A 19,359-nucleotide genomic window follows, 5' to 3' on the forward strand; every position below is an offset into this window, starting at 1 on the left:
GGAGCTCGCGTAAACGCCCCGCCGTACCGCAACTTCTGACAGGTACTCACCAGCTTCATCCCTGGCAGCAGGGCCTTCTCGCGGCCCTGTCTCGCACATGCGTTCAGGGGGTGCGAGGGACCGCGGAGACGGGTGGCCGGAAAGAGTCGGCGGATGCGGAGGGGGGTGGCACGGTCCCCTGTTCGAGGCCGGTCGTGGCGGGCTGCGGCAGCTGGTCCCGGCTGCCCGAGGACCCGCCCCGGTAGACCGCGGCGAAGGCGAGCGCGACCATCCCGATACCCATCACGAGGGCGAGCATCCAGGCCACCGCGCGGTGCCAGCGAACCTGCTTGCCGTACGCGCCGGGACCGCCGAAGCGTCCTTCCCAGGCTTCGGGGTGGTCGGCCTCGTCCGGATCGTCGAGGTCGGGATCATGGCCGAAACCGCCGGCCCCGTAGAGGTCGTCATAGCGGTCGCCTCTGGCGCGGGCTCGGCGGGCCTCTGCCTCGGAGGCCCTGGCTCTCGCCTCCGCGGCGGCCAGGAGACGTTCGACGGCGGTCGGCTCGTGCACCACGGCCGCCTGTACGAAGGCCTCGTCGAAGACCACGGAGGCGAACTCTTCGTCCGACACCCCGCGGTCGTGATCGTCGTCGGGCTCCCAGCCGTCAGGGAACGGCAAACCCCCCACGTCCTCCGGCACGGTTCCAGAGTAGACCTGGGGGGTCGGTTTGGGCAGACGACAGGGAAAATCGTCCGCCGGATGAGACGCCGGTCACGGCCGGTCGGCGACCGGGCCCGACCGGCCGGGTTCGACCAACCGGGCCCGAGGGCCGCTGTCAGCGCCGTACGTGCCCGTCGCCGGTGACGATGTACTTGGTGCTGGTCAGTTCCGGCAGGCCCATCGGGCCCCGGGCGTGCAGCTTCTGGGTGGAGATGCCGATCTCCGCGCCGAAGCCGAACTGGCCGCCGTCGGTGAAGCGGGTGGAGGCGTTCACGGCCACCGTGGTGGAATCGACCAACTGGGTGAACCGGCGGGCCGCCTGCTGCGAGGTGGTGACGATCGCCTCGGTGTGACCCGAGGTCCACAGCCGGATGTGCTCGACGGCCTTGTCCAGCGAGTCGACGACGGCGGCGGCGATGTCGTAGGAGAGGTACTCGGTCTCCCAGTCTTCCGGGGTGGCCTCCACGACGGTCGCCTTGGAGTCCTCGGCGTACGCCAGCACGCGCTCGTCGGCGTGGACCGTCACGCCCGCCTCGGCGAGGGCGTCGAGGGCGCGCGGCAGGAACTCGGGGGCGATGTCCTGGTGGACCAGAAGGGTCTCGGCGGCGTTGCAGACGCTGACCCGGTGCGCCTTGGAGTTGATCAGGATGTCGATCGCCATGTCGAGGTCGGCGTGGGCGTCGACGTAGACGTGGCAGTTGCCGGTGCCTGTCTCGATGACCGGGACGGTGGACTCGGTGACCACGGTGCGGATCAGGGAGGCGCCGCCTCGCGGGATGAGGACGTCGACCAGTCCACGGGCCCGCATCAGCTCGCCGACGCTCTCGCGGCCCTCACCGGGCACCAGCTGCACGGCGTCGGCGGGCAGTCCGGCCCCGCCGACGGCGTCGCGGACCACCCTGACCAGGGCGGTGTTGGACTCGTAGGCGGAGGACGAGCCCCGCAGCAGCACCGCGTTGCCGGACTTCAGGCAGAGTGCGGCGGCGTCCACGGTGACGTTCGGACGGGCCTCGTAGATGATGCCGACGACGCCGAGCGGGACCCGGACCTGGCGCAGGTCGATGCCGTTGGGAAGGGTGGAACCCCGGACGACCTCGCCGACGGGGTCGGGCAGGGCGACGACGTCCCGCACGTCCGAGGCGATGGCCCGGACCCGCTCCGGGGTCAGGGTCAGCCGGTCGACGATGGCATCGCTGGTGCCGGCCTCCCGGGCCTTGGCGATGTCCTTGGCGTTGGCCTCGATGATTTCGCTCGTGCGGACCTCCAGCGCGTCCGCGATGGCGAGCAGCGCGTCGTCCTTCACGGCACGCGGCAGCGGCGCGAGGTCGGCGGCGGCCGCCTTGGCACGGTAGGCGGCGCGGGTGACCGGGGACATGGAGTCGTACGGCGAGAGCGTGGTCATAAGGGAAGGGTAGTGCGCCGCCCCGGCCCGATCTCCGTTCGGTCCACACCCCGAGATCCCCCGAGACACCCTGAGACAGCCCGGATGCCGCTGACGCCCGGCGCCCCGAGCACCGCGATCACCCCGCGCATCCCGAGCACGGGACACGTCCCGCGACGGCTCGCGCCAGGGGCGACCGGCCACAGGGAACCGGGGACGGGCAACCGGCGACGGGACTCAGTAGGGGTGGACCCCGACCGGGGTCGCCGGGGCCGGGCCGTAGCCCTCGGCGATGCGCTGCTGGTAGGTCTGGCGGTCGATGACCTCCAGGCCGACGATCTCCCACGGCGGAAGCCCGGCGGTCTGACGGTGCTCACCCCACAGACGCAGGGCGACGGCGGCCGCGTCGTGCAGGTCGCGGGCCTCCTCCCAGTACCGGATCTCGGCGTGGTCGCCCGCGTATCTGCTGGTCAGGAGGAAGGGGTGGTCGTGAGCGAGCTGTTCGAGAGCGCGCCGGACCTCCGTCAGCGGGGCCTGCTCACCGGAGACGCTCAGGGTCACATGCCACAGCCGGGGGACGTCCACGGGCTGCCCGCCCTTCGGCTCGGCGGCCTCCCGCGCCCCGTACGTCTCCCCGGCCGCCACGCTGGTCAGGGCGCGCTCCTCGCCGGGCGCGCGCGCCGGCGCACCCGCGGTCCGCGACGACGCCGGCCCGGCCGTGCGTGACGCCGTCCCGCCGGCCCCGCCGGCACTCCCACGGGCCGCTGCCACCCCAGGGCGCACTCGTCTCACGAAGGCCTCCTTTTCGCAGCGCTCGTGCGGATCGTGTACCGCGCTCGCCCACCGGACTCGCGCGGTCTGTTCCTGAGACAAAGTTGAGCAGGCCGCACGGCTCCGTGGGGCGGTTTCACGGAACGTCCCCCACCGGTACGGCCCGTTCGAGCGCGTTTACGGGTGCAGGATCACCAGGTCGTCCCGGTGGACGACCTCGCGCTCGTACTCCGCGCCGAGCTCCCGGGCCAGCTCCCGGGTGGACCGCCCGATCAGCTGGGGGATCTCTTTGGCGTCGAAGTTGACGAGGCCGCGGGCCACCGCGCGCCCCCGGGCGTCGCGCAGTTCCACGGGGTCGCCGGCGACGAACTCGCCCTCGACGGAGGCGATCCCGGCGGGCAGCAGCGAGGTGCGCCGTTCGACGACCGCGCGCACCGCGCCGTCGTCCAGCGTCAGCGACCCCTGCGGGGCGGACGCGTGCTGCAGCCACAGCAGCCGGTGGGCCGAGCGTTTGCCGGTGGCGTGGAAGAAGGTGCCGGTGTCCCCGCCGGCGAAGGCGTCGGCCGCGTGGACGGCGCTGGTGAGGACCACGGGGATGCCGGCGGCCGCCGCGATCCGGGCGGCCTCGACCTTGGTGACCATGCCGCCGGTTCCGACGCCCGCCTTGCCGGCGCTGCCGATCTCGACGTGCGCGAGGTCCTCCGGGGCCCGCACCTCGGCGATCCGCGAGGTGCCCGGCCTGCTGGGGTCGCCGTCGTAGACGCCGTCGACGTCGGACAGCAGGACCAGCAGGTCGGCGTGGACGAGGTGGGCGACGAGGGCGGCGAGCCGGTCGTTGTCGCCGAAGCGGATCTCGTCGGTGGCGACGGTGTCGTTCTCATTGACGATCGGGAACGCGCCCATCGCCAGGAGCTTGTCGAGGGTGCGGGAGGCGTTGCGGTGGTGGGCACGCCGGCTCATGTCGTCGCTGGTCAGCAGCACCTGCCCGACACGGACGCCGTAGCGGGCGAAGGAGGCGGTGTAGCGGGCCACCAGCAGTCCCTGGCCGACGCTGGCGGCTGCCTGCTGGCGGGCCAGGTCCTTGGGCCGGCGCCGCAGGCCCAGCGGGGCGAGTCCGGCCGCGATCGCACCGGACGAGACGAGGACGACCTCCTTCTCCCCTCCGCTGCGGCTCTTGGCGAGGACGTCGACGAGCGCGTCGACCCGGTCGGCGTCGAGTCCGCCGGCGGCGGTGGTCAGCGACGAGGAGCCGACCTTGACGACGATCCTGCGGGCTTCGCCCACGGCCTGCCTTGCCCCTGCCACCTTGTTCTGCGCTCCTCGCATAGGTCCACGGCTGTCCACGGCCCCCTTTCCGGCAATCTACGCGAACGTGGGCGCGGGCCGCGCAGGGGTTTCACTGCACGGACGGATACGCCCGCGGAGCCGATTCGCTCACGCCCTGACCGCGGCGAGGAGAACGCCCGACGACGGCGTCTCCCCCTGCGTGCGGGCCGGGTCCAGCGGGAAGGGCGGTCACGGATCGCCGACGACGGCTCGCCTGCCGCCGCGCGGCGGCGGCTCAGGCCGCCGCCGCGCCGCCGCCGGGACGCGCCGTGCGGCGCACGCGGCTCGCCTTGCGGCGGACCTTGCGGACGAAGCCGCGCAGGAAGGTCTCGGTGGGGTTCTTGCGCCACCCCGGGTACGCCTTGGCCTCGCGGGGCTCGGCCAGGTAGATCCGGTCGGGGACGCCGGCCTCCGGGGAGCCGTAGTGCGGGTAGGCCAGGTAGAGCTGGGTGCCGCGCTTCTTCAGGACGGGGGCAGGCTTGCTCTTGGCCTGGATGAACTCCAGGACGTCCACGAGGAGGTCGGCGCGGCCGCGGGCCACCAGCTCCAGACGCAGCCGCTCGTGGACCAGGAGACGCTGGGCGACCCCTTCGTTCCAGTAGGCGTCCATCAGCGGTTTGGCCAGCTCCAGCTTGGTGCGCCGAATCTCCTCGTCGTTCCTGAGGAAGACGGGACCGAACTGCGGCAGCACGGTGACCAGGAACGGGCGGACCATGAGCACGTCACGCTTGGGGCCGGGCGGGACCAGCCGCTCCAGCAGGCCCATCAGGGCACGCGCGGAGTCGAAGCGCAGGGTGTAGCTGCCGCTCTTCGTCACGTGCTTGCCGTCGCTGCGGCCGACCAGGTAGTAGCAGGTGTAGTCGGCGACCACGGAGACCCCGTCGGCCCGCAGATACGCCTCCATCGTGAACAGCGCGTCCTCGCCGGTCCACAGCGACTCGTCGAAGCGCATGCCGTGCCGCTCCAGGAACTCCCGGCGGAACAGCTTCTGCGCGCTGAGCGTGAACTTGATGTTGGACGAGTAGACGTCCGTCCGGTCGAGCGTCTCGCCCCACATCGACCTGGGCGGCGTGCGGTTGACGCCCTCGACCCGGCCGAGGACCACGTCCGTGCCGTTCTTGTCGGCCATGGCGACCATGCGCTCCAGGGCCTCCGCACCGAGCCGGTCGTCGGCGTCGAGGAAGAAGACGTAGCGCCCGGTGGCCTTGGACAGGCCGACGTTGCGCGGGCCGCTGGGGCCACCCGAGTTGGCCTGGCGGATCACCGTGACGTCCATGGGGGCGCGGGCGGCGAACTCCTCCAGGCAGTCCCCGGTGCCGTCCCGTGATCCGTCGTCGACCGCTATGACCTCGATGCGGGCCGGGTCCAGGGTCTGGGCCTCGACCGATGCCAGGCACTCCACTAGATACGGCATCGCTTCGTACGCCCCGATGACCACCGTGACGTCAGGCTGCGCAACGGTCACTGTTCCCTCTCATCACGCGCGGTTCCCCGACACGGAAATGCTTTGGACACCCGAAAGACGGTGGGTGAACGGGAAGGGTTGCCTGCGCCGCACCACGTGTTCCACATCACAGGATGCACCGAAGGCCGGGCCTCCGGAGGAATTCTCTCCCGAAGACCCGGCCCGCGGCGACGCGTGTGTCAGGCGGTGGTGACGTCCCTGGTCCGCGCGGCCTCGCCGTCCGCCTCGGCGCTCGTCTCGCCGTCCGGCATGTCGTCCGGCGCGACCACGAGGGACACCTGGCCCACGTTGCGCGCCTCGGCCTTCAGCGCGAGGTCGGCGACGGCGATGTCGAACCGTGCCAGGGAGGTGGGCTCGTCCGGTCCGAGCAGGTACTCCTTGAGCTCGTCACGGTCCTTCGCCAGCGGGTCGCCGGCCGGGTCCCGCACGGCGTCCAGAAGCCGGTCCAGCTCGGCTGCGTCGTTGCCGAGGATCACCGCGGCGCGCACCGCGGTGTTCTGCCGCCTGAACTCCTCCGCGCCCAGCTCCGCGGAGTCCGTGACCGCACAGGGCTTCCCGCTCGCGATGAAGTCGGAGACCACGCTGGAGATGTCGGAGACCATCGCCTCGGAGGCGTTGAAGCAGTCGTACAGATGCGGTGAGGCGCCGGTGATCACCCGGTGCTCGTACGAGGGGAACGAGCGCCAGTAGGTCTCGTTCCACTCGGCGCGCAGCCGGGCGGCCTCCTGGTGCTTGCGGACGTCGACGATGCCGTCGCGGCTGGTCACAGCCTCGTCGGCCCGCTCGTCGAAGGCGAGCGAGAGACCGTCCAGGCGGGTCTTGAGCCGGGTCAGCTCGGCCTTGGCCCTGGCCTGGGCGGCCGGGTCCGCGGTGAAGCGCGGGTCGCTCGCGCGCTCGGCGGCGGCCTTCTTGATCAGAGCGATGATCCGCCGGTGCGCGGCGCCGGCCTTGGCGCTGCGGGTGCCGGTGAACGGGTGCGGCTTGTACAGGACGCGGACCGGGGGCTCGGCGGATACCAGCTTCCTGACGATGTTCTCGCCGGCCAGCAGGAGCGAGGTGTTGCCCGGGTTGTCGTCCCAGCCCTCCCAGGTGGGCGCGTACAGCACCGTCGGGACGCGGTCCGCGGGCACGCCGTCGCCCGGCCTGATGGACGCCAGCTGCGGACGGCCGACCTCCACGACGTCCTCGTCGCGGATGCCGACGTCGGCGATGGCGTAACGGTCGCGGCCCGCGCGGCCGGCGACCCACACCTCGTCGTAGACCTTGCTGAACGGGTTGACGCTGGCGGCCTTGTCGCTGTCGCCGTGGCCGATGAAGACGTGCTTCATCGTCGGCACGCGCAGCAGGTGGATGTTCTTGCCGACGTTCGCGCAGTACAACGCGACCCGCACCATGGACAGGTCCAGGTTCATCAGGTGCACCCCCCCGGGCACGCAGATGACCGGGACCGACGTGGGCGCCATCTTCTCCAGGACGGCGCGCTCACGCAGGATCACCAACGACCGGGCCTCCATCTGCTCCATGGTCTCCAGCCACATGTTGACCTGGTAGGCGGAGTCGTCGGAGCCGGAGAAGTACAGGACCACCTCGGGCCGGTACTCGCGCAGCCAGGAGCTGACCGTGGCCAGCACCTTGGGAGCCTTCGGCGGGAGCCGCCTGCCCCGCAGATACGGCACCAGCGCGAGGACGTACAGCGCACCGAGGCCCAGGGTGACGGCGATGCCGGCGAAGCCCGGGCGCACCGAGTCGCCCATGGCGCAGACGAGCAGGCCCACGACGGCCGCGAGGTCGAGGTGGAGCATCTTCACCGTGGCGCGGCTCAGCAGCAGACGCGGCGGGGCGTCCGGGATGCGCAGCCGGGAGACCAGGTCGACGTTCCGGGTCGCGACCGGCATCTGACGGCGCTTGCCGATCAGGGTGACCAGCGCGCCGTGCGGCGCCTGCAGGCCGAAGAACACCGTGAAGCACGCGATCGCCGCGTAGAAGACCGGCTCCCGCGAGAGGTCGAGCCTCGCCAGCAACAGGATCAGCAGCAGTTCGCGGACCAGGAACCGGGTGGACGCACCGGCTCGCACCTTGGACAGCAGGCCGATGAGGCGACTGCGCTTGTGGTGGAGATAGAGGTCCGCCAGGTACGTCACGGCGGCCGCGACGGCGAAGGCGGGAGCGCTCGGGACGAGCGCGGTCGCCATGAGGCCGGGGTAGCCCAGCATCATGAGGACCGCTGCGGCCAGTTCGGCCGCGCTGCCCACCCGGGCTACGCGAATAGCGGTGGATATCACGGAGAAACCTGCTCTGGGAGGGGGCCGGTCATAGGTGCCAAAAAGTCCGGAAAATCCTTTTTCGAAGGTTTCGGGAGTTTTACGGATTCAGGCCTCTGTGAATTCTCCGTAAACCGGGAGCCACAGAGGCCTGAAAATTCGATGGCTATTTGATCTCGATTATGCCACGCCGTCCTGGCGGTCGAGCACGCCGGCCAGGGCCTGCTCGAAGCCGGAGGCCTTGCCCGCGGCGGCCGTCGGGTCCTGCTGACGGACGTCGACGACGTGGCCGGTCAGCTCGGAGAGAAGCACGTCGAGGGAGGTACGGGCGACGGCCTCGGAGGACAGCAGGCTGCCCGCGGGCTCCTGCCCGAAGGCCTTGGTCCGCATGGGGGTGGCTGTGCGCTCGGGGTTGACGCAGTTCACCCGGATGCCGTCCCCGGCCCACTCGTCGGACAGGGCCTGGGTGAGATTCACCATGGCGGCCTTGGTCGAGGAGTACAGGCTGTACTCGGCGCGGCCGCGGGTGTAGCTGCTCGAGGTGTACAGCAGCAGTTGACCCTTGGTCTCGGCCAGGTACTTGTAAGCCGAACGTGCGATCTGCACCGGCGCCAGGTAGTTGACCTTCAGCGCTTCCTCGATGGTCGCGTTGTCGGTCTCGGCCAGTTTGCCGATGCGGAGCACTCCGGCGGTGTTGACGACGTAGTCGATGCGCCCGGTCTCCCCGTAGGCCTTGGACAGGGCGTCGTCGACCTCCTCCGGGTTCTCCACATGCGTGCCGGTGGTCGAGCGGCCCAGGGCGTAGACCCGGGCTCCGTAGGACTCGGCGAGCTCGGCGATGTCCTTGCCGATGCCGTACGAACCGCCGAAGACGACCACGGTCTTGCCGGTGAGCAGCTCGCGGTAGACCTCCTCGCCGTTCTGCTCGGGGGTGGCGGAGGAGGCCAGCTGGAAGAGCTTGTCGGCGATGAAGACGTCGACGGGCTGAGTCACCTTCATGTTGTACTCGTCGCCCGCGACGACGTGGATCGGCACGTCCGGCAGGTAGCGCAGGACGACCGTGCAGTCGTCGGTGGCCTGGAAGTTGGGGTCGCCCGCCGCCACCTCGTAGGCCCGGCGGATGGTGGACAGCTTGAAGGCCTGCGGTGTCTGGCCGCGGCGCAGCCGGGAGCGGTCCGGGATCTCGGTGATGAACTCGCCGTCCTCACCGTGCGTGCGCGTGACGATGATGGTGTCCGCGGACGGAATGGCCACGTCGACCGCCTGGTAGCGCTCCAGGGCCGTGACGCAGTCGTCGATGACGCGCCGCGAGAGCAGGGGGCGTACGGCGTCGTGGAAGAGGACGTTGAGATCCTCGCCGTCGGCCAGCCCCTCGCCCAGGGCTGCGATGGCGCGCTCGGTGGTCTCGTTCCGCGTGGAGCCGCCCTCGATGATCGCCCGGACCTTCGTGAAGCCCGCCTTGGAAACGATCTTCTCGACGTCGGGGACGTAACCGGGCGCCATCAGCACGATGATGTCGTCGACCGAGTCCGCCTTCTCGAAGGTGGTCAGCGTGTGCTCGATGACTGCCTTGCCGGCGATCTTCAGCAGCTGCTTGGGGATCGACAGACCCACGCGCTGGCCGGTGCCACCGGCCAGGATCACTGCGGTGGTACGGGGCTTGGCTATGTGCTGGGACACAGGGGACCTACCTTGGGGCGACAGGGACGGGGAAATGGTCCCACTTGCGGTTACCGCGATGCAAGGTGAGCGCCGTTCGCTGCAAATGTGCACGCAACCCGGCATTCACCTCGGGGTGCTGACCAATGTTCGAGGCGTCGGCGCGGCTTCCCGCTGACACCCCTTTAAACCCTGTGAGTTACTCCACATGGGTAACGCATTGCCGGGTGACCGATGTGACTCTAACGGTCCCGGACGCATGCCGACGCCGCCGCGACCTCCCGCGGCGGCGGTGACGCGGGGGCGCACGGCCCCGCTTCGGCGGCCGGTGGCGCACCGGACGTCCGCGAGCGGTCCGAGATCTTCACGTGCGGGACGACAGGACGGCACGCGTTCTTCATACACGTGGCCGTCCCTTCGCCGACCGGACCGGATTCCAGCCCGCACCGGAGGTCGAAAAACACGGAACACGGAATTCGTATCCGGGATTCCCGGATATTTTCCGTCCCGCCGACACAGGAGAATGATTCGCCGAGCCGGAAACGGGTGCACTGTCACGGCTGGGCGGTCCGTCTCCGTGGTCAGAGGCACGGTAGCGGACGTTTCTGAGGGGACGCTGAGAGACCTCGGGCGGCGGCGGATCCCCTGACGGAGCCCGGGACGCCTGTGGGGCGGACCCCCGGAAGGGGCCCGCCCCACAATCGCCCCGGGCCGGGACCGTTCGACACGCGCCGTTCGCACGCGTCGTTCGGCGAGGGCCGTTCGGTGAGGGGGTCAGAAAGGCTCGAAACCCTCGAACTCCTGGGCCGCCTCGTCGCGTTCGGCCTGCTTGTCCCGGCGGCGCTGGGTCGCGGGACGCGGGGCCTCGAAGCGGTGGTCCTCGCCCCGGCGGCCGAGCATCTCGGCGCCGGCCGTGACCGACGGCTCCCAGTCGAAGACGACGGCGTTGTCCTCGGGGCCGATGGCGACGCCGTCGCCGCCGCGGGCGCCCGCCTTCATCAACGCGTCCTCGACACCGAGGCGGTTGAGCCGGTCGGCGAGGTAGCCGACGGCCTCGTCGTTGTTGAAGTCGGTCTGCCGCACCCAGCGTTCGGGCTTCTCGCCCCGGACGCGGAAGAGGCCGTCCTCCTCCAGCGAGACGGTGAAGCCGGTGTCGTCGACCGCCTTCGGACGGATGACGACCCGGGTCGCCTCCTCCTTCGGCTTGGCCGCGCGCGCAGCGGCCACCATCTCGGCGATGGCGAAGGACAGTTCCTTCAGACCCATGTGGGCGACCGCGGACACCTCGAAGACGCGGTATCCGCGCGCCTCCAGGTCCGGGCGGACCATCTCGGCGAGGTCCTTGCCGTCCGGCACGTCGATCTTGTTGAGCACCACGAGCCGCGGCCGGTTGCCGAGACCGCCGTACTGCTTGAGCTCCTCCTCGATGATGTCGAGGTCGGAGAGCGGGTCGCGCTCGGACTCCAGCGTCGCGGTGTCCAGCACGTGCACCAGGACGCTGCAGCGCTCGACGTGGCGCAGGAACTCCAGGCCGAGGCCCTTGCCCTGGCTGGCGCCCGGGATCAGGCCCGGCACGTCGGCGATGGTGTAGACCGTGGAGCCGGCCGTCACCACGCCCAGGTTCGGGACGAGGGTCGTGAACGGGTAGTCCGCGATCTTCGGCTTGGCGGCGGACAGGACGGAGATCAGCGAGGACTTGCCCGCGCTCGGGTAGCCGACGAGGGCCACGTCCGCGACCGTCTTCAGCTCCAGGACGATGTCCTGGAGGCCGCCGGGCTCGCCGAGCAGCGCGAAGCCGGGCGCCTTGCGGCGGGCCGAGGCCAGCGCCGCGTTGCCGAGGCCGCCGCGGCCGCCCTGGGCGGCGACGTACGAGGTGCCGTGGCCGACGAGGTCTGCCAGCACGTTGCCGGCCTTGTCCTGGACGACCGTGCCGTCCGGGACGGGGAGGACCAGGTCCTGGCCGTCCTTGCCGGAGCGGTTGCCGCCCTCGCCGGGCTTGCCGTTGGTGGCGCTGCGGTGGGGCTTGTGGTGGTAGTCGAGGAGCGTGGTGACCGACTGGTCGACGACCAGGATCACATCGCCGCCGCGGCCGCCGTTGCCCCCGTCGGGGCCGCCGAGCGGCTTGAACTTCTCACGGTGGACGGAGGCACAGCCGTGGCCTCCGTTACCCGCGGCGACATGCAGTTCGACGCGGTCCACGAAGGTGGTCATGTGGGTGCCTCCAGCACTACGAAAACGTCAGGGTCGAGCTATTGCTCTGTCTACTGCTCTAACACGCGAAAGGCGGACCCGCCTTCCCCGAAGGGAAGTGAGGTCCGCCTCGCGAAACGTTCGGTCAAGCCGTGAGTCAGGTACTGACTCAGGCGACCGGAACGATGTTCACGACCTTGCGGCCACGGTGGGTGCCGAACTGCACCGAACCGGCCTGCAGGGCGAACAGCGTGTCGTCGCCGCCACGGCCGACGCCCGCGCCGGGGTGGAAGTGCGTGCCGCGCTGGCGGACCAGGATCTCACCCGCGTTGACGACCTGACCGCCGAAGCGCTTCACGCCGAGCCGCTGGGCATTGGAGTCGCGACCGTTCCGGGTGGACGATGCGCCCTTCTTGTGTGCCATGTCTCCTCAGTCCCTTACTTCGCAGCCGCGGGGATCTCAGTGACCTTGATCGCCGTGTACTGCTGGCGGTGGCCCTGACGACGGCGGTAGCCGGTCTTGTTCTTGTAGCGAAGGATGTCGATCTTGACACCCTTGTGGTGGTCCACGACCTCGGCCTGGACCTTGATGCCGGCCAGCACCCACGGGTCGCTGGTCACAGCGTCGCCGTCGACAACGAGCAGGGTCGAGAGCTCGACCGTGTCGCCAACCTTGGCAGTGGAAATCTTGTCAACCTCAACGATGTCGCCGACAGCAACCTTGTGCTGGCGACCACCGCTGCGCACGATGGCGTACACGCGGATCTCACTCTCTCGCTCTGGGACGGCATCCCCGCAGTCCAGCCGCCCGGGAACGAACACGGACGGCCTCTCCCGGCCACCTAGGTACCGGTACCCGGGAGGAAGAGGGTTTACGGAGATGTGGCACGTCAACCGACACGCCGAGGGACCAGGCTACGGGGCCCCGCTTGAGGGGTCAAACCGGGCCGGGCCGGCAGGCCCACGCCTCACCTCTGCTCGTCTTCCGGGTTCCCGGCCTCCTCGACGGCGAACCCGGACGTGTCGAGCTCGAAGTCGAACGGCGCGGGGATACGCACGGGCCGCCCGAAGGGAACGTTGGTCCGCGACCGATACCCCTTGGGAGACGGGTCCCAGAGGACATTGATCTCCCCGACCCGCATGTCGAGCAGCAGATACACGGGCACGACCCGCCCGTACGTCTCCATCTTGTCGAGCCAGTCCACGTCCTTGGTGGAGTCGGAGGTCAGCTCAGCGGCGAGGGAGAGGGCGGTGCCGTCGGCGTGACGGCCTTCGGCGTCGAAGGCGGATTCGTCGGCGACGAAGAGGTCGGGCCCGTAGCCACGCTCGGAGCGAGGAAAGACGAAGAGAAAGGGGGAGGTCTCCGTGACATGCCCGTCAGGCGCATGCGCCTCCACCTGCTCACGCAGCCTTCGCATGGGACGCAGGTAACGCAGCTTCGACCACGGCGACACGACGATCTTCCCCCGGATGAGCTCGGCCTTGTAGCCGGCAGGTGTGTCCAGTCCCTCGACGATCCGCAGCATGTCCTCGAAGGACCCACTCGGCGGGGTGTCTATGGCCCGGGGGCGCTCGGTCATGACGGTCACCACGATCCTCCACTGATTACAGAGCGTGTCGCCTGCACCACGATAGCCCCGGGCCGTGACAGCCGCCCGCCCCTCGGCAACGCTCACCCGCCGACCTCGCACCACAGGAGCTTCCCGCCGCCCCCGGAGTGGCCGCCGCCGAGCGGATACCCGCCCCACGCCTCGGCGTAATGACATACGAGGAAGAGCCCGCGTCCACCCTCGGCGTCGGCGCTTGCCGGGACGGGGAGGCGGCGGGACCCGGACCGCTCGCCGAAGGGGGGCGGGATGTGCGGGTTGGCATCGCAGACGCTCACCCGAAGCCGACCGCGACCGAGGCCACGGAGCCGGAGCGTGGCGGGGCCGGTGGAGTGCCGGTAGGCGTTGGCGACGAGTTCGGTGGCCAACAGTTCCGCACAGTCCTGGAGTTGGGACATGCCGTGCCCGGCGAGGACGGCCCGCAGGGTGACGCGGGCGATGCGGGCGGCTCGCGGGTCGTGAGGCAGTTGAAGCACGTACGTCCAAGTTGGGACAGCTTCGCACTCCGACGGGGATACGGTGACCATGAAGGCCTCCTGCGGTGGGGGAAGTTGGCTCGACGGCCCGCTCGAAGTCCCGGCCGGGCGGTGGCAGTGCCGCGCGTATTCAGCTGGTGCGCGGTGCGCTTCCGGGTTTTCGGCGGGGGCGGTCGAGGGGCTCGGTTCTCACCGTAGGCCGCAGACCCTGAAGGTTTTGCAGTAACGGGCAAAACCTTCAGGTATTTACCTCGTGTGGGTGACCTCCACGCAGGTGTACGGAACGGAGCGAGGACGAGGATATGGCAGCACGAAGCGTCCCCACGGCACGCCGCCTCCGCATCGGCATCGAGCTGCGCCGCCTGCGGGAACGCGCCGGCATGACCGCCGCCGAGGCCGCCCGCTCGCTGGGCACCACTCAGGCGCAGATCAGCAACATCGAGGCCAACCGCTTCGGCATCAGCGCCGAGCGCGTGCGCACCCTCGCCCACATCTACGACTGCACGGACGAGAGCCTGGTCGAGGCCCTCGCGGGCATGGCGGCGGACCGGACCCGCGGCTGGTGGGAGGAGTACCGGGACACGCTGCCTCCCCGCCTCCTGGACCTCGCCGAGTTGGAGCACCACGCCACGGCCCTACGCGTCACCCAGGTCATCAATATCCCGGGCCTGCTCCAGACCCCGGAGCACGCCCGCGCACTGTTCCGCGAGGCGGTTCCGCCCCTGCGCCCACACGAGATCGAATTCCGCATCTCCCACCGCATCAAGCGCCAGGCCATCCTCCATCGCGAGCAGCCTCCGTCGTACACCGCGATCGTCCACGAGGCTGCCCTGCGGATGCAGTTCGGCGGCCGCGAGGTGGCCCGGGCCCAACTGGAGCACCTTGCAGAAGCCAGCGAGCAGGCCAACATCTCCCTCCGCGTGATCCCGTTCAACGGCACGTCGTTCCCCACCACGGGCCACGCCGTGGACTACTTCCACGGTCCGGTGCCGACCCTCGACACGGTGGAGGTCGACACCGCCCACGGCAGCGAACTCGTCGACGCCGCCGGACAACTGGAGAAGTACCGCCTCGTCCTGGACCGTATGGAGGCAGTCACCTTGACGCCCACCGCCTCCCGGGACCTCATCCACCACATCGCTCAAGACACCTGAGAGTCGAGACATGACCGACCAGAACTGGCAGAAGTCGACGTACAGCGAGGAGGGCTCCGCCTGCATCTACCTCGCCGCTACCCCCACCGGAACGATCCTCCTCCGCGAAAGCGACGAACCGGAAACCATCGTCACCACCGGCCCGAACCAACTCGGAGCCCTGATATCCGCCCTGCGTAACCCCTGAAGGCCAAGCGGGCACTCTCAAACGAGTTCCACCGTCCACTACACAGACCGGCCTGGTCGCTGAAAAGGCGAGTGAGATGTTGGACCGCATCGTCAACTACTGCCGTCGGCCCATGCAGAAGCCCCGCCAGGACGCACCTAACGAGGCTTCAACTTTGCAGTTCACATGCAAGAAACCGGCAAGACCTCCAAATAAAGCCTCGCCCCGATTCACTTCTCCTATTCGAAGGCCATCCTGAACGCAAATACGCGCCCATTTTTCGGAATCTCCGTTACGGGACCGGCCGAATTGCCCTTGATTACCCGGATTCCGCGCGTCGTCGCGGTCACGACACCAAGCGAGAATGTAACTGCCAGGATCTCTCTCGTCGTGTCCGTGCCCCCACCTGGAGGAAAGGGTGCCAAATAGGAAAATGCATCCTCGGTACATGCCTCGAGCCAGTCGACATCAGCTTCGATGATGACCCACTCGGAATCAATTGCAACACACACTTCTGTTGCGCCGGCAAGAACCGCTTCGGCACTGATCTGTCCAGCCATGTCCCGGGAGTCATAGACACCCCTGCGGAAAAACCGATGCTGCTGACGTCGAATGAAATCGCGAGGGTCCCCGAACTCATCTAGCTGGACCATATGCAATTCCTCCCGCTTTTCTGAGTTCGTTGTAGACGCCGAATGCCGACGTCGGGATGTGGAACTCCTGCCCGACGCGAGCCACAGTGCCGGGTCCTCCGTACGGTATGTCTCGCACCTGAGCACCGGCTATTTTAAGCGCCTTCATCGCATCTGCACTAATCGTTGCCTTGATAATTCCGCCACGCGCACGCAACGCATAGTATTCGGCATCATCGTATTCGGTTGCCAGGAAGAACCCGCCGACCCCGTCATTATGTTTCGCAGCCGCCGATCCAGCGTCCAATCCCTTTTCCCATATCTCTTTCAAGGGCTCAACATCGCTACCATGAAAGAAAACAGATTCGTCGCAGTTGTGCACAAGGACCGGCGTAGCCCCCGCCAGCACATAGTACGTGTGCGCGCCGGGCGGGCGTCACCTGCATTTTCGCTGGTCAGCGAATTCCAAGGCGTGGACCTCGTCGTCATCAAGGAACTCCTGGGCCACGCTCACATCGGCGTGACGGCTGGCGTCTACGCCCACGTACGACTCCGCCTCCAACGCCAAGCTATCGACACCCTGGACAGCGCCCTCAGCCCAACCCAGGACGGCACTGACGAACCACCCACCGCAGCCGTCGTCCGCTGACGTTGCCGCCAGCGTTGCCGTCAAACGCCCGAGGGGCCTCGCCAGAATCGACTCTGGCGAGGCCCCTCTTTCCGTTGGAGCGCCAATGGATGAGGCTAACGCTAGGCTGAATCACCCTCCATGCGAACCTGCCGAATTTGATGCATCACGCGAGCAATCTCACTTCATTCTCGCATTGCGCAATTCCTCGGATGCAGATTTGAGATTGTCGAACAGTGCACGCCTTTCAGGCAAAGCCGAACCTGCTGCCCGCTGCGCCCTCTCATGCGCCTGAGAGAAGTCGCACCACGCCTCGTAAATCGATTTTGTACACTCCCGGAGCAGTGCGGAACATTCAGCTACTTGACGCATAGATAGCTCGCGCTTTCCTGCCGCGCCAATCCAACTGTTAAACCTGGCATCCTCGGCGATGAATTCACCGATCAGTTCCACCAGATCGTTGCCGAGCATCTCGCTACTCAACATCAGAAGGACCAGGTTCGTGGCTGGAACTGCTGTTGGACCGGTGATTTCTGCCGGGGTTGGCCACTCCTCGGGCATCTCTTCCAGCCATGCCCAGTCATCAGATACTGACATCATCTTCCCCTGTCACCCGGCATTGTGTCGCCGGATCAAGTACTTCGTCAGCTCAATGGATGACGACATATCCGGGAGATCTGTGACCCCTCCTGCGCGTAGAACTTCAGCACAGTACGTAACGCAACTTCGACTGTCGACGTTGTAGCGGCCAAGATTCCTCCCCAAAGTCACTTCCTGGAAGGCTAGAGCGCCTCCCGGGTTCGGCAATGGAATCCGCACCCTAATCGTAGTGGGCGCGTGCGACTCCGTGCGAATCGCGGGCACCGCATCCGTACCGGGGACGCCCACTTGTTCGGTATGCAGCGCCTCATCCGCTGTCTCAACCTTCACGGTCGCGTGCTTTTCCACCGGGTCCAAGTAGACCGTGGCCGTTCCTTCTCCGCAATTGTGAACGAGTACCGGCGTAGCCCCCGCCAGCACATAGTACGTGTGCAGGTCGCTAACGGTGAGGTTGTGGACGACCGACTGCTGGGTCCAGCGCTGGACTGCGGTTATCTGGACGAGCGTGCCGGCCGAAGTGCGGAGCCACTGACCCGGCTTGAGGTCTGTGGCGCGGATCCACTCGCGCAGTTCAGGGACCCAGAACGGGTGGCCGTCGGTCGCGGTGACGGATGCGGTCTTGGAGCCCTTGTCGCCGTCTGTGTCGAAGGCGACCTGCACCAGGTGCTTGGTTCCCTTGCCCTTGATTTCCGCAGTGACCGTCTGGATCGCGGTCTTGCCGGTCTCCGGGTCGGTGGCGACGACACGGTCGCCAATGTCGATGTCCTCGATCGACTTCCGGCTGCCGTCAGCCATCAGGACTTTCGTCTTCGGGACGAAGCTGTTGCAGGTCTCTCCGGCTTCGACTGCTGCTTCAGCCGCATCCTCGGCCTTCTTCGCCAGCTTGCTGGACTTGAACCAGTCCTTGACCGCGTTGCCCAGTTTGTTGACCAGCCCCCAGATGCGCTTGCCGAGGGCTGCCGCCTTGTCCCACTTCCAGGGCAACCCGTACTTCTTGCCCAACTTGCCGATCAGGCCCCCGGCGAAGCTGGAGGCGACGTTGAAGACCGTCGCCCCGCAAGCGCCCAGATTGCCCGTGGTGAAGCAGTCCAGGGCGTCCTTGATGCCGAGCTCTTCCATCGCGATGTCCGCGAGCTCCATGGCGATGTCGGCCGCACGCTGCTTGGCCTTGCTCGCCTTGGCGCGTGCGGCCGCGGCCCGTTCCTCCGCAGCGGACTGGCCGTTGGTCCGGTAGAGGAGTTTGCCACCGTGGTCGTAACAGCCCTCGGTCGTGCACCCAGGACCGTTTGCTGCGGTCCATGCGGTGCCGGGATTGTCGACACTGCAGCCGTCACAGAACAGGCCGCTGGCGTCGCTGCCGCTCACGGGGTTGCTGTTGGCGTAGGCGTACCCGTTCATCTGCTGCGGGTCGTTGTGGTCGATGATCGGGTCGACCGAGATGAACCGGCCGGTCGACCGGTCGTACTCGCGCGCTCCGACGTTGACCAGACCGGTCGACTCGTCGACCGTCTTGCCCAGGAATCCCTTGTCGTTGACCCAGGACTTGCCGTCGTTGCCCCGCTCGTTGCCGTACGGATCCATGCGGCGGCGGGTGATCCCGCCCGTGGTCGCGTTGACCGCGATCTCGGCCGTGCCGTGCTGGTCGGCCGCCAGGAACTGGATGCCGGCTGTTGTGCGCATGGCGACCGTAGCGCCGCCGAACGTGTAGTAGCGGGTGGCGGTGACCGCCTTCGTCGTGGGGTTCAGGCTCAGTTCCATGCCGGGCAGGTACAGCGTCTTCTCGCCGCCGACGTTGCGCAGCAGGCGCTCGCCCGAGGCTGCGTACAGGTAGTCCGTCGTCTTGGCGTCGGCGACCTTCGACAGGTCGCCCTGGGAGTTCCACTCCAGCGTCTGGGTGTTGCCGCTCAGGACACGCGTGGTCGTGTTGCCCGTGCTGTCGTACTTGTACGTGTCCTGGGACTTCACCTCCGGTTTGCCCTGGTAGGCCGGGGTGAGCGTCTCGACCTTGGTCAGGGCGTGCGGGCCGCCGTCGCCGGCTTCGCCCGGCGTGCCGTCCTGGTCGGCGTCACCGTAGGAGTAGGTGCGGGTGACGTCCGGTGCGGCGGCCGTGCCGAAGCCGTGAGCCGTTTCCTTCTTGCGGTTGCCCGTGACGTCGTCGAACTCGTACGAGCGCCAGTACGGAGCCGGGCCTCCGACGCTGGAGGCCGAAGGCGTCGCGGCACAGGCCGCGTTCGTCGTGCCCGTGCCGATCGCGCTGTCCGGCGTCGTCGAACTCGTCCACGCCTGGGTCATCCGGCGCTGGTAGTCGTACTGGAAGCACTGGGCGTCCGTCCGGCCGCCCGT

Annotated in this window: 18 protein-coding genes and 1 pseudogene; 3 read left to right on the forward strand and 16 right to left on the reverse strand. The window is 68.4% G+C overall.

Features of this window, described 5'->3' with window-relative positions; translation table 11 throughout:
* Positions 1-103: 103 nt before the first annotated feature.
* The 12 genes from IE239_RS24320 to IE239_RS24375 all read right to left on the reverse strand — a co-directional run bounded on the left by IE239_RS24320 (position 104) and on the right by IE239_RS24375 (position 13,887).
* Entirely contained in the window at positions 104-679 is a 576-nt protein-coding gene (locus tag IE239_RS24320; RefSeq protein WP_190151497.1) for an SCO2584 family spore wall biosynthesis protein, read from the reverse strand.
* Positions 680-815: 136 nt separating this feature from the next.
* Entirely contained in the window at positions 816-2,102 is a 1,287-nt protein-coding gene (locus IE239_RS24325; RefSeq protein ID WP_190151498.1) for a glutamate-5-semialdehyde dehydrogenase, read from the reverse strand.
* 216 nt (positions 2,103-2,318) lie between these two features.
* On the reverse strand, positions 2,319-2,873 hold the full coding sequence (locus IE239_RS24330; RefSeq protein ID WP_190151499.1) for a DUF8830 family protein: 555 nt from the start codon (positions 2,871-2,873) through the stop codon (positions 2,319-2,321).
* A 156-nt stretch (positions 2,874-3,029) separates the two neighbouring features.
* Positions 3,030-4,136 (reverse strand): glutamate 5-kinase, encoded by a 1,107-nt coding sequence (gene proB, locus IE239_RS24335; protein ID WP_190151552.1) that lies wholly within the window; start codon positions 4,134-4,136, stop codon positions 3,030-3,032.
* 277 nt (positions 4,137-4,413) lie between these two features.
* Positions 4,414-5,643, reverse strand: coding sequence for a glycosyltransferase family 2 protein (locus tag IE239_RS24340; protein ID WP_190151500.1), 1,230 nt, complete (start codon positions 5,641-5,643; stop codon positions 4,414-4,416).
* Between the two features lie 179 nt (positions 5,644-5,822).
* A complete protein-coding gene (locus IE239_RS24345; RefSeq protein WP_190151501.1) occupies positions 5,823-7,925 on the reverse strand; it encodes a hypothetical protein in 2,103 nt (700 codons plus the stop codon).
* A gap of 159 nt (positions 7,926-8,084) precedes the next feature.
* On the reverse strand, positions 8,085-9,584 hold the full coding sequence (locus IE239_RS24350; RefSeq protein WP_190151502.1) for a bifunctional cytidylyltransferase/SDR family oxidoreductase: 1,500 nt from the start codon (positions 9,582-9,584) through the stop codon (positions 8,085-8,087).
* Between the two features lie 753 nt (positions 9,585-10,337).
* On the reverse strand, positions 10,338-11,774 hold the full coding sequence (obgE, locus tag IE239_RS24355) for a GTPase ObgE (RefSeq protein WP_190151503.1): 1,437 nt from the start codon (positions 11,772-11,774) through the stop codon (positions 10,338-10,340).
* A gap of 148 nt (positions 11,775-11,922) precedes the next feature.
* Positions 11,923-12,177 carry a 50S ribosomal protein L27 gene (gene rpmA / locus IE239_RS24360; RefSeq protein ID WP_010041940.1) on the reverse strand — a complete coding sequence of 85 codons (255 nt, stop codon included), beginning with the start codon at positions 12,175-12,177 and terminating at the stop codon, positions 11,923-11,925.
* A 14-nt stretch (positions 12,178-12,191) separates the two neighbouring features.
* On the reverse strand, positions 12,192-12,512 hold the full coding sequence (rplU, locus tag IE239_RS24365) for a 50S ribosomal protein L21 (RefSeq protein ID WP_007381993.1): 321 nt from the start codon (positions 12,510-12,512) through the stop codon (positions 12,192-12,194).
* A 209-nt stretch (positions 12,513-12,721) separates the two neighbouring features.
* Positions 12,722-13,333 carry a Uma2 family endonuclease gene (locus IE239_RS24370; RefSeq protein ID WP_190151504.1) on the reverse strand — a complete coding sequence of 204 codons (612 nt, stop codon included), beginning with the start codon at positions 13,331-13,333 and terminating at the stop codon, positions 12,722-12,724.
* 92 nt (positions 13,334-13,425) lie between these two features.
* Complete coding sequence (locus IE239_RS24375; RefSeq protein WP_190151505.1) at positions 13,426-13,887, reverse strand: ATP-binding protein; 462 nt, start codon at positions 13,885-13,887, stop codon at positions 13,426-13,428.
* Between the two features lie 251 nt (positions 13,888-14,138).
* On the opposite strand from IE239_RS24375, the gene IE239_RS24380 reads away from it, so the two are divergent.
* Positions 14,139-14,990 carry a helix-turn-helix domain-containing protein gene (locus IE239_RS24380; RefSeq protein ID WP_190151506.1) on the forward strand — a complete coding sequence of 284 codons (852 nt, stop codon included), beginning with the start codon at positions 14,139-14,141 and terminating at the stop codon, positions 14,988-14,990.
* A gap of 10 nt (positions 14,991-15,000) precedes the next feature.
* Positions 15,001-15,177 (forward strand): DUF397 domain-containing protein, encoded by a 177-nt coding sequence (locus tag IE239_RS24385; protein WP_190151507.1) that lies wholly within the window; start codon positions 15,001-15,003, stop codon positions 15,175-15,177.
* Positions 15,178-15,395: 218 nt separating this feature from the next.
* Here the strand turns inward: IE239_RS24385 and IE239_RS24390 are convergent, their stop codons facing one another.
* Positions 15,396-15,716 carry a hypothetical protein gene (locus tag IE239_RS24390; RefSeq protein WP_190151508.1) on the reverse strand — a complete coding sequence of 107 codons (321 nt, stop codon included), beginning with the start codon at positions 15,714-15,716 and terminating at the stop codon, positions 15,396-15,398.
* A 76-nt stretch (positions 15,717-15,792) separates the two neighbouring features.
* Positions 15,793-16,170: a hypothetical protein gene (locus IE239_RS24395; protein WP_190151509.1), complete on the reverse strand. Its 378-nt coding sequence runs from the start codon at positions 16,168-16,170 to the stop codon at positions 15,793-15,795.
* Positions 16,171-16,254: 84 nt separating this feature from the next.
* Here IE239_RS24395 and IE239_RS43010 point away from each other — a divergent pair.
* A pseudogene (locus IE239_RS43010) lies at positions 16,255-16,437 on the forward strand (site-specific integrase); the annotation flags it as partial.
* A 159-nt stretch (positions 16,438-16,596) separates the two neighbouring features.
* Here the strand turns inward: IE239_RS43010 and IE239_RS24400 are convergent.
* Positions 16,597-17,016: a hypothetical protein gene (locus IE239_RS24400; protein ID WP_190151510.1), complete on the reverse strand. Its 420-nt coding sequence runs from the start codon at positions 17,014-17,016 to the stop codon at positions 16,597-16,599.
* A 9-nt stretch (positions 17,017-17,025) separates the two neighbouring features.
* A complete protein-coding gene (locus IE239_RS24405; RefSeq protein ID WP_190151511.1) occupies positions 17,026-19,308 on the reverse strand; it encodes a polymorphic toxin-type HINT domain-containing protein in 2,283 nt (760 codons plus the stop codon).
* Between the last annotated feature and the right edge of the window lie 51 nt (positions 19,309-19,359).

This window comes from Streptomyces humidus (assembly GCF_014649655.1).
Lineage (GTDB): Bacteria > Actinomycetota > Actinomycetes > Streptomycetales > Streptomycetaceae > Streptomyces > Streptomyces humidus.